Genomic DNA, 9,454 nt, shown 5'->3' with positions numbered 1-9,454 from the left:
TCACCGAAAACTCAGAGCGGTGGTTTTCGATGAAACCAAATCTTACGGATTTGGGTTGCTGAAGATGTGCACCGTCTTTTTTAAAATCGCCAGTTCTTCTTCTTTATCCGCCAGTTCCTTTTCTTTGGCTTTCAACTGGCGTTCCAGGTCTTTGACGTGTTGGTGGTCGACAACCGGTTCGTCGTCAAATTCGCGGTATTGCTTCATCCATTCATACAACGCGCTTCGAGGGATCTGTAAGTCCTCGGCAATGTCGGTGATGTTTTTCTGTTGTTTGTGCTGCTGGACATAACGGACCGTGTCCTTTTTAAAAGCTTCGCTGTACTGTTGGCGTTGTTCACCCATGGGGGAACCCTCCTTGTTGGTTTTATCATGCCATGTCCATAAAGGAGGTGTCCACTTTTTATTCTAAATTTAAAATGGAAAAAGCAGCAGAAATCTTCAGTCTGTAGCGGATAGGCTGCAAAAATGGACTTAACCTGGGCGGGTTTCTAGGTTAAGTTTTTTTACACAACACCAGGGCACCAAGTATTAAAAATATAATACGTCCAAAACTCCCTTTTGGACAGGGAAAAAGTGCGTTTTGTCTAGAACAAATTTGAATATTGGCATATCCTTTTTTCCAATTTGGAGAGGTGCGGGTCGGAAATTTTTCCGGTAATCTGACTCTACCATGGAATACAAACAACGGCGCGCTAGTCGAAAAGGATAGCTGTATGTACGATCAAATAGGGATTTGCTTTGAAGAAGTAGCGGAGGACTTCACCCCGCTTGTCACCGGCATGCTGAAGCGGCTGCGGATTTACAAAAACCGGGACGAGTTTAGGCAGGTTGGCTTTATTGATTTGCAGTGCTCCTATTTAGGTTGTGCTTTTTTATTGTTTAAAGGCTATAAACTTGCTTGACATACCTAATAAAAACTTTTAATATTTAAACAGTAAAAGAAAACGCTTACTTGTGTTAAAAGGAGGATATAATGTTTTCGCAACAATCCCTAGATGATACGATTCTTGTAAGTGGCTTTGCACAAACTCCAAAGGGGATTCCGGCTCATCATTCTTATAAATATATTGGAGCAATTCTACTAGTAGATAAAAATAGCCACACCATTGAACAAGTAGATTTCAGTATTATTTTCTCCGACTTAACTAAGCAAATTTTAAGGCAGCATATTGAGGGTTTTTGTGTAAATGAATCTTTTCATGAATTTGCTAACCAGATAAAAAATCATGTTTCCATCCCGTCAATTGGAGCGGTTCTGCAAGCTGTACGGGCAGCTATTGATCGATATTATGAACACATAAAAAAATAATATTAGCTGGTTTGTTTACGGGTGTGAAGCGACTACTTCACGTTCATTAGTGAATAAAATCCAGCATGCTCTCTTTTACCCACAAAAAGAGCATGCTGGATTTTTATTTTATAAAATTTAAATGGAGGTAGATTTCAAAAATGAAAAAAATTATTAAAAAGAGTTTCAATCTAGTTTTAGTTTTTACAGTAACAATGGCGATGGTAGGTTGCGGTAAAAGTGGTTCAGAAACTTCTTCTAGAGAAGAAGGGGCTGATCAGTCCAATTGGCCAAGAGGACTCTCCGTTGGATCTGCTCCTTCGGGAGGGACCTTCAATGTGTATGGGACAGGTTGGGCTGATATCATGACTGACGAAGTAGGAATTAATATGACTGTTGAATCAACAGGGGGACCGATTGATAACATTGAACTTGTTGAAAGAGGAGATATGGATGTTGGAATGGTAACAATGGGGCCAGCATATGAGGGGTTTAAAGGGATTGAATGGGCTGAGCAAAAACATCAAAATATACGTTCCATTTTTCCGATGTATATCAGCTATTTACACTGGTTTACTATGCCAGATTCAGGGATCAAATCCCTAGAAGATATAAGTGGAAAAGTTATAGGTACAGGAGCTGAAGGGGGCACTCCAGATTATTACACGCAAAGAGCATTTCAAGAACTTGGTATAGAACCTCAGCGTATTGTGAATGGTTCATTTAGTGATTATGCTAATCAAATGAGAGACGGACAAATGGATGTAGCAGGAGTGTTTGCACCTGCCGGCCATCCGACTATTACAGAAATGGTACAAACGGATGGAGTTGAAGTATTTGGTGTCGAGGAAAAATCCGAAGAATTAGCGGAGAAGTTTGATATTACTCATGGCGAACTAAGTGCTGATAGTTATGAAAACCAAGAAGAAGAAATTGATACACTATCTATATATAGTGCCTTTGTAGTTCACAAAGATTTACCTGAAGATCTTGTTTATGAAATGGTCAAGGCTACCTATGAAAGTAAAGAAAAATTAGCAGAAGTACATCAAACGGGCAAAGATTTATCACTAGATAATGTTAAAGAAGGGATTACTTCTATTCCATTACATCCAGGGGCAATTAAATATTATGAAGAAGAAGGAATAGACCTTCCAGATTCAGCCTATTCAGAAGAATAGAAAAATGGTTGGCAAACATGATTAAGCGAGTTTGCCAACCGAAAGTAACAAATTGAAAAAATGATAAGGGTATACGGAGGGAGGAAAACAATGAATAACGAGAACCAGGAATTCAAGAGTACTACGAGGGAATTAAATAAGCCTTTTTGGCACCTCGTTACGGTTATAGGGGTCATATCAGGGTTGTTTCATCTTTTTGGATTATTGATTTATCCTATTGATCCTTGGGTCTATCGAGCTTTACATTTTTCTACCGTAACTTGTCTTGCTTTTTTTCTTTATCCAGCAACCAAAAAGTCTATCAGTTTTCGTCCAAGTATATTGGATTTAGCCTTTGCAGCACTCGTACTTATCCCTCCCGTTTATATACTACTTACTTATGATCAATTAATTGAGAGGGTAGGAGTTACACCGACCAATATGGACCTAATTGTCGGACTTATGCTGGTTATACCTCTATTAGAAATTACAAGAAGATCAACTGGATGGGCCTTACCGATTCTTGCGATGATCTTACTTCTTTACAGTTATTTTGGATATTTACTACCTGGATCCTTTTGGCACCGGGGGTATGACATCGAAAGAATTATCAGTTATTTATTTAGTGTTAATGGTATCTATAATATACCATTAGGAGTGGCATCGACGTATGTTTTTGTGTTTATATTGTTTGGTACGTTGTTAGAGGCTTCTGGAAGTGGTCAATTTTTTATGAAATTAGCAAATTCTATTGCAGGTAAGTATCGTGGTGGTCCTGCAAAAGTTTCTATTTTTTCGAGTTCGCTCATGGGTACAATTAATGGTAGTGCTGTTGCTAACGTGGCAAGTACTGGCGCTTTTACCATACCATTGATGAAAAGAATTGGTTATAAACCTCGTTTTGCCGGAGCAACAGAAGCAGTAGCTTCTACAGGCGGTCAATTGCTTCCCCCGGTCATGGGAGCTGGAGCATTTATTATGGCAGATATAACAGGTATTCCATATCCAACTATCATGATTGCGGCGATCATACCAGCTTGCCTTTATTTTTTATCTGTCTTATTTATGGTGGATTTTGAGGCAGCCAAGCTTGGACTTCGGGGTATCCCAAAAGTGGAGCGACCTAATTTGATTAAGCTTTTAAAAGAACAAGGTTTATTGCTACTTCCATTGTTGCTGATCGTTTATTTACTTCTTATTCAAGGGTATTCTCCAATCCGATCAGCCCTTTTAGGAGCAGGACTAGTTATTGTACTAAGCTGGTTGACCAAATACAAAGTTTTGATAATTAGTATTTTGAAATCAGTCGGCGAAGCAATGGTCAAAATGATACCAATCACAACAACTTGTGCTACAGCAGGTCTGATGATTGGTGTTTTCTCTTTAACTGGATTAGGTTCCCGAATTTCTAGAATTATTGTCAGCTGGTCGGGAGAAAATTTATTTGTTTTACTTTTTCTGGTTATGATGGTATGTATTATTTTGGGGATGGGTTTACCTACGGTTGCTGCCTATACTCTTGCTGCTAGTACTGTTGCTCCTGCTTTAACAGAACTTGATGTTCCTCTTTTAGCTGCTCATTTATTTGTTTTTTATTTTGCGTCTATTTCTACGATTACCCCCCCTGTAGCCCTTTCAGCCTTTGCTGGAGCGGCTATTGCGGGAGAAAAACCGATGAAAGTGGGATGGCAAGCTTTAAAATTAGGGGCTGCAGCTTATATAGTTCCTTTTATGTTTGTTTTAGATAGTAACTTACTTTTACAAGGTGATTTTGGGGTAATGGTCTTTACCGATGTATTTACAGCTTTGCTAGGAATTTTGGCATTGGCTATAGCGATGCAGGGATATTTTCTTCAGAATCTTAATATTTATTTTCGTGTCATATACTTTTTACTAGCAATGATGTTGGTAGTACCGATTGTATCCTTATCCACACTGGGTATAGGAATAATGGTAATATTAATTCTAGTTGATGTTTTTAAACGAAAGCAAAAACAACCTGCCAGTGACATTTATAACGATCCACCCTCAAATTTAGATATTAGCAATGATATTAAGGATTGAAAAATGTCATCATAAAACCTGCACCTTGGTTTTTATGTCAGTTCAAACTATTTCCAATTTAGTGATTTATACAATGACTCCTCATTTAACTCAAAGAGATTTTATGATGAGTGGTCTTGTATTAACGATGATCAGTGCTATATTAACACTTATAGTATCAAAATTTATATGAATTCCCTTTCATGTAATATTGAAAAATTTTTGGAAGTATGCTAGCATTATGAACATAATATAATAACTGGCCATTTGTGAGCGTTACTAACAACCTTAGTAGTGTTTAATAGCAAATCGACCCAGTGTAAAGGATTCTCCTTTATGCTGGGTCTTTTTATGTTTTTAATTCTAATTAAAGAGGTGGTAAAAAATGAAAACAGTATCAGAAATGAAGACAATGACCGGTGCCCAAGCCATGGTAGGTTCAATGAAAGAAGAAAAGATCAATAATGTATTTGGATTAATTGGGTCTGCCACGATGGAAGTTTTTGATTCTCTATACGATCAAGAATCAATAAATTACATTGGTGTCCGAGATGAAAGAACGGGAACGCATATGGCAGATGCTTATTCTAGAGCGTTAGGCGGAGGTGGAATGATGCTTGCAGGTCAGAACGGACCTGGTGCAACTAATCTTGTTACCGGATTAGCACAAGCCTATCATGCCAACTCTCCTGTGGTTGCTGTTGCGGGAAGCATTGCCACCAATCACGTTTATCGAGATGCATTCCAAGAAGTTGATCAACAAGCTTTGTTCACTCCAGTAACAAAAAAAACATGGACAGTAAATCGTGCAGATCGAATTCCTGAAATGGTGCAAGAAGCATTTAGAGTTAGTCAGGCTGGTAAAAAAGGGCCTGTTGTCTTAAATGTACCTCGAGATGTACTATCAGAAAGTACAGAGTTTGAATCATTCCCCCCTGCTGAAAACTATAGAAGTGAAAGTTATCCTGCTGCGAGTCCAGCACAACTTGAACAAGCTGTTGAATTATTAAAAGAAGCAAAAAATCCATTGATTTTAGCAGGTGCGGGGGTGAAGTGGAGTCAGTCTCAACAGAGTGTCGAGGATTTTGCCGAACTTATAAATGCACCTATTAGTACGTCTGCAGGTCATGGTGACGCTGTATCATCTGATCATCCTTTGTATGCAGGACAAGTTGGACCTAGAGGGAATACTGTAGCTTCTAACCTTGCAAAGACAGCAGATGTCATTCTAGTTCTTGGCAGCAGACTTGGTTTTAACTCAACGTTTTACACGTACGATAACCTTAATCCTAGTGCTAAAATTATCCAAGTTAATATAGATCATAGTGCTCTTTCTAGATACTTCCCAGTTGAAGTTGGTATTGTGGGAAGTGCTGGAACTGTTGTTGAACAGCTAACGAATGAGATGAGAAATCAAAATTTCACCACATTTGAACGAGAAAACTGGGTTATTGAATTCCAAAACAAAAGGAAAGAGCTTCTATCCCAAAGAATAGAAAAAGGCTTGCCAACAGGTTCTGTCATTCAGCCAAATCAAGTTTTTCACGCAGTTAATGCGACAATGCCTAAAGACACAATGTTTACCTTAGACGCTGGAACTTTATGCTTACAAGCTACCGATGTACTTAATTATAGACAATCACCATCCTTATTCTCACCATTAGATTTTGGATTGGTTGGATTTTCTTATGCAGCAGGTTTAGGGTTAAAAGCTGCACGTCCAGACAGAACAGTTGTTAGTTTAATGGGAGATGGTGGATTCGGAATGACTATGTCCGAAATTGGAACAGCCGTCGAAAATAATTTAAACAGTCTAACGATTGTCATGAACAATCATTGTTGGGGAGCTGAAAAAGCTTATCAAAGAGACTTTTTTGGTGAGCGTTACCTTGGTGCCGACGTTCCAAATCCTCGTTTTGACCAAGCGGCTGAACTTTTTGGTGCTAAAGGATTTTATGTTGATCACCCTTCTCAACTTGAAAAAGTTTTTTCAAGTGCTCTTAAATCTTCACAAAAAGGACACCCAACGGTTGTAGATGTACAAGTAGACCCTAACGCATTATATAGTTTCCGTAGAGATTCTTTTAAACACCGCGCAAAATAATAGTATGGTAAGAGGTGGTCTTGATGAAAATGAAAATTGGAATTATTGGTTACGGAGAGCTGGGCTCTCGTTTAGGAAAACGTTTAATGCAAAACGGGTATACAATATATGCATTTGATGTTTGCGAAAGCAAAATGCAAAAGATGCCACATGATAAAGTGAATCCTCTTTCAACTCCCGCGAATGTGGCTGAAAAATGTGAGGTTATCATTACTTGTGTAAACGATGATCTAGCAGTAGAACAATGTATATTGGGAGAAGATGGCGTTATACATGGAGTTAAGAAAGATACAACTGTAATTGAAATGACAACATCTACTCCTGAAATGACTAAAAATATGGGGAGAGAGTTACACAAAAAAGGAGTTAATATAATTGATGCTCCTGTGAGTCGTGGTATACCTGCTGCTGAGCAAGGAACCTTATCTATATTAGTTGGTGGAGAAAAAGAAACACTTAAAAATAGTCGTTCCATTTTAGAAACTCTTGGTACAGATATTATTCATTGTGGTGAGTTAGGAACCGGTCACGCAGTAAAGGCGATAAATATGATGATGATGTCATGTAATTTGTTGACGGCCACTGAAACGTTATCTTTAGGTCTTAAAGAAGGTTTAGAACTTGAAAAAATGTTAGATGTTATCAATGTAAGTAGTGGCGAAAGCTATATGACCTCTCACCATTTTCCTAAATATGTATTGACTGAAACCTACCAATCTAAATTTTCTTTCGGTTTAATGAACAAAGATTTAAAAATTGCTATTAAAATGGCAGAAGAGTTAGAGGTTGTATCTCTAATGGGCAAACGCTCGTCTCATTTGTATGATTTATTAAGCTCAAGGCTTCCTGCTGAAGAAGACAATATGCACACGGTAAAAGAAATTCAAGCATGGATGGGAGGAGTATGATGGATAAAAGTGGGTTTAAGCGAATTGGTTTTATTGGTTTAGGCGTCATGGGCTCGCGAATGTGCGAAAGGTTATTGCTATTAGAAAATAATCTTTTTGTTTATGATATTTCTAAAGAAGCAATGGATTATTTTTATAAAAAAGGAGCAGAAGTCGCTGATTCGCCAAAGGATATCTCTCAAAAATGCGATATTATCCTAACTTCATTACCCAATCATCAAATTGTTGAAAATGTGGTTCTGGGAACTAACGGGATGATAGAAACTATATCTGAGGACAAAATATATATTGATCTCTCAAGTTCTACGCCAGAGATGACAAAAAAGATTGGAAAAGCGCTGAAAGAAAAAGGTGTTAAAATGATTGATGCGCCTGTTAGTAGAGGAGCTGGTGCAGCAAGAGAAGGAACGTTGTCTATAATGGTTGGCGGAGAGGAAAGCACTTTAGAAGAATGCCGCTTTATTTTAGATCAACTTGGAACAGATATATTGCAGACAGGGAAACTCAGTAGTGGTCATATGTTAAAAGCGTTGAATAATTTAATGAGTGCTAGCAACTTAATTACTGCTATTGAAGGGTTATCGATGGCAAAAAAAGCTGGCGTAGATCCCGAAGTGTTTACACAAGCTATTAATGCTAGTAGCGGGAAGAGCCATATGACCACCGTACGCTTTGAAAAATACTATCTTCCTCGTCATTTTAATTCAAATTTTTCTTTGGAATTAATGAATAAAGATTTGAGTATAGCTTTAGAAGTTGCCCGTAAAAAAGCAGTACCAATGATGTTTAGCAGCTTGACTCAAGAAATTTATTCTATTGCTATTAGTCAAGGGAAGGGACACGAAGATAACACAAGAATTATGGAGGTTGTTGAGGAGTTAACAGAGTTACAAAAAAACTCTAAAGAAACAGCGCTTTAAGTGATTACAATTTAAGATAAAGTCGCAAGAATCCTTACTAAAGTTATTTAATAGTAGTGGGAAAGTGACAGCTATAAAAGGGTAAAAAGACTATTCTAATGTGCAAAAAAAAAATTTAGAATAGTCTTTTCTTTCTTGTGAAATAATGAGTATAATTCCAGTAACCACTATTCATTACTGACCCCCCTAAATATTTATAAACTGTTGCCAATTTTATAAAAATATGATACTCTTACATTAATTAAATACTTAACTGGTTATTTGTTGGCAAGAATACTTAAATGTTCTTGTCTTAAAATGTCACAAATAAGTCCAGCGTGAAGGGACTCTCCTTTATGCTGGACTTTTTTATTTTTTAAGGAGAGTGATGATTATGCAAACCCAAAACACTAGTTAAAATACGGCTCTACAATAACAATTTCGTGCGTAAAAAACACGCAAGCTCCTTTATCCTTTATACTTGAATTGCCTAGAAACAAGAAAGGATAGGAGTTGCGTGTATATGCATTTTACCATGGACCTTCCAGGTTTAGAAGATCTAAAGATTATAAAATCGGAGACGGTGGGGAATTCGTTCCATCTCCACGTGGAGATGGAACGAAAAGCTCACCGCTGCCCCAAATGCGGTGAAAAGACCAAACGTGTTCACGATTATCGTACGCAAAAGCTTCAACATCTGAAGATGTTTGAACGAACCTCTTATTTATTTTACCGTAAGCGTGTAACTGCTAGATTAGAGTTAACACTTTTTGCTTGATAAGATTGAACACTTTTTCGTTACGAATCTCTCTTGGACCAGCTATACTAGGAACAATAATTGCTGGTCTGGAGGAAACGAAAGGTGAATAAAATGAAAGATCATATGCGTATTCGTGACTTGAAAGAAGAGGGTTTCAGCATTGCAGCCATCGCCCGCAAGTGCGGTGTATCAAGAAACACGGTTTATAACTATTTAGAAATGGATTGGGATGAAGCCTTGGATTGGGTTGAAACGTTGAAGACCAGGACAAGGAAATTGGATTCCTATA

The 9,454-nt window shown here is 37.8% G+C and carries 9 protein-coding genes and 1 pseudogene; 9 read left to right on the top strand and 1 reads right to left on the bottom strand.

Features of this window, described 5'->3' with window-relative positions; genetic code table 11:
• Positions 1-42 precede the first annotated feature (42 nt).
• Entirely contained in the window at positions 43-345 is a 303-nt protein-coding gene (locus G475_RS0121730; protein ID WP_026702267.1) for a transposase, read from the bottom strand.
• Positions 346-716: 371 nt separating this feature from the next.
• Between G475_RS0121730 and G475_RS0121725 the strand changes: the two genes are divergently transcribed.
• The 9 genes and pseudogenes from G475_RS0121725 to G475_RS25995 form a co-directional block, all read left to right on the top strand.
• On the top strand, positions 717-905 hold the full coding sequence (locus G475_RS0121725) for a hypothetical protein (RefSeq protein WP_026703051.1): 189 nt from the start codon (positions 717-719) through the stop codon (positions 903-905).
• Between the two features lie 71 nt (positions 906-976).
• Entirely contained in the window at positions 977-1,312 is a 336-nt protein-coding gene (locus tag G475_RS0121720) for a DUF3870 domain-containing protein (RefSeq protein ID WP_026703050.1), read from the top strand.
• Positions 1,313-1,452: 140 nt separating this feature from the next.
• Positions 1,453-2,472: a TAXI family TRAP transporter solute-binding subunit gene (locus G475_RS0121715; RefSeq protein WP_026703049.1), complete on the top strand. Its 1,020-nt coding sequence runs from the start codon at positions 1,453-1,455 to the stop codon at positions 2,470-2,472.
• A gap of 90 nt (positions 2,473-2,562) precedes the next feature.
• On the top strand, positions 2,563-4,515 hold the full coding sequence (locus G475_RS26010) for a TRAP transporter permease (RefSeq protein ID WP_051302824.1): 1,953 nt from the start codon (positions 2,563-2,565) through the stop codon (positions 4,513-4,515).
• 364 nt (positions 4,516-4,879) lie between these two features.
• Positions 4,880-6,598, top strand: a complete 1,719-nt coding sequence (locus G475_RS0121705; RefSeq protein ID WP_211233943.1) for a thiamine pyrophosphate-binding protein — start codon at positions 4,880-4,882, stop codon at positions 6,596-6,598.
• A gap of 23 nt (positions 6,599-6,621) precedes the next feature.
• Positions 6,622-7,506, top strand: a complete 885-nt coding sequence (locus G475_RS0121700; protein WP_026703047.1) for an NAD(P)-dependent oxidoreductase — start codon at positions 6,622-6,624, stop codon at positions 7,504-7,506.
• On the top strand, positions 7,506-8,426 hold the full coding sequence (locus G475_RS26005; protein ID WP_051302823.1) for an NAD(P)-dependent oxidoreductase: 921 nt from the start codon (positions 7,506-7,508) through the stop codon (positions 8,424-8,426). Before G475_RS0121700 ends, G475_RS26005 begins: the two co-directional genes overlap by 1 nt.
• 502 nt (positions 8,427-8,928) lie before the next feature.
• A pseudogene (locus G475_RS26000) lies at positions 8,929-9,147 on the top strand (transposase family protein); the annotation flags it as partial.
• Between the two features lie 129 nt (positions 9,148-9,276).
• On the top strand, positions 9,277-9,454 hold a 178-nt coding region (locus G475_RS25995; protein ID WP_233275830.1), incomplete at its 3' end, for a helix-turn-helix domain-containing protein.

It is taken from the genome of Salibacterium aidingense DSM 18341, assembly GCF_000429685.1.
Taxonomy (GTDB): Bacteria; Bacillota; Bacilli; order Bacillales; family Marinococcaceae; genus Salibacterium; species Salibacterium aidingense.
This window is presented reverse-complemented; position numbering and strand designations above follow the sequence as displayed.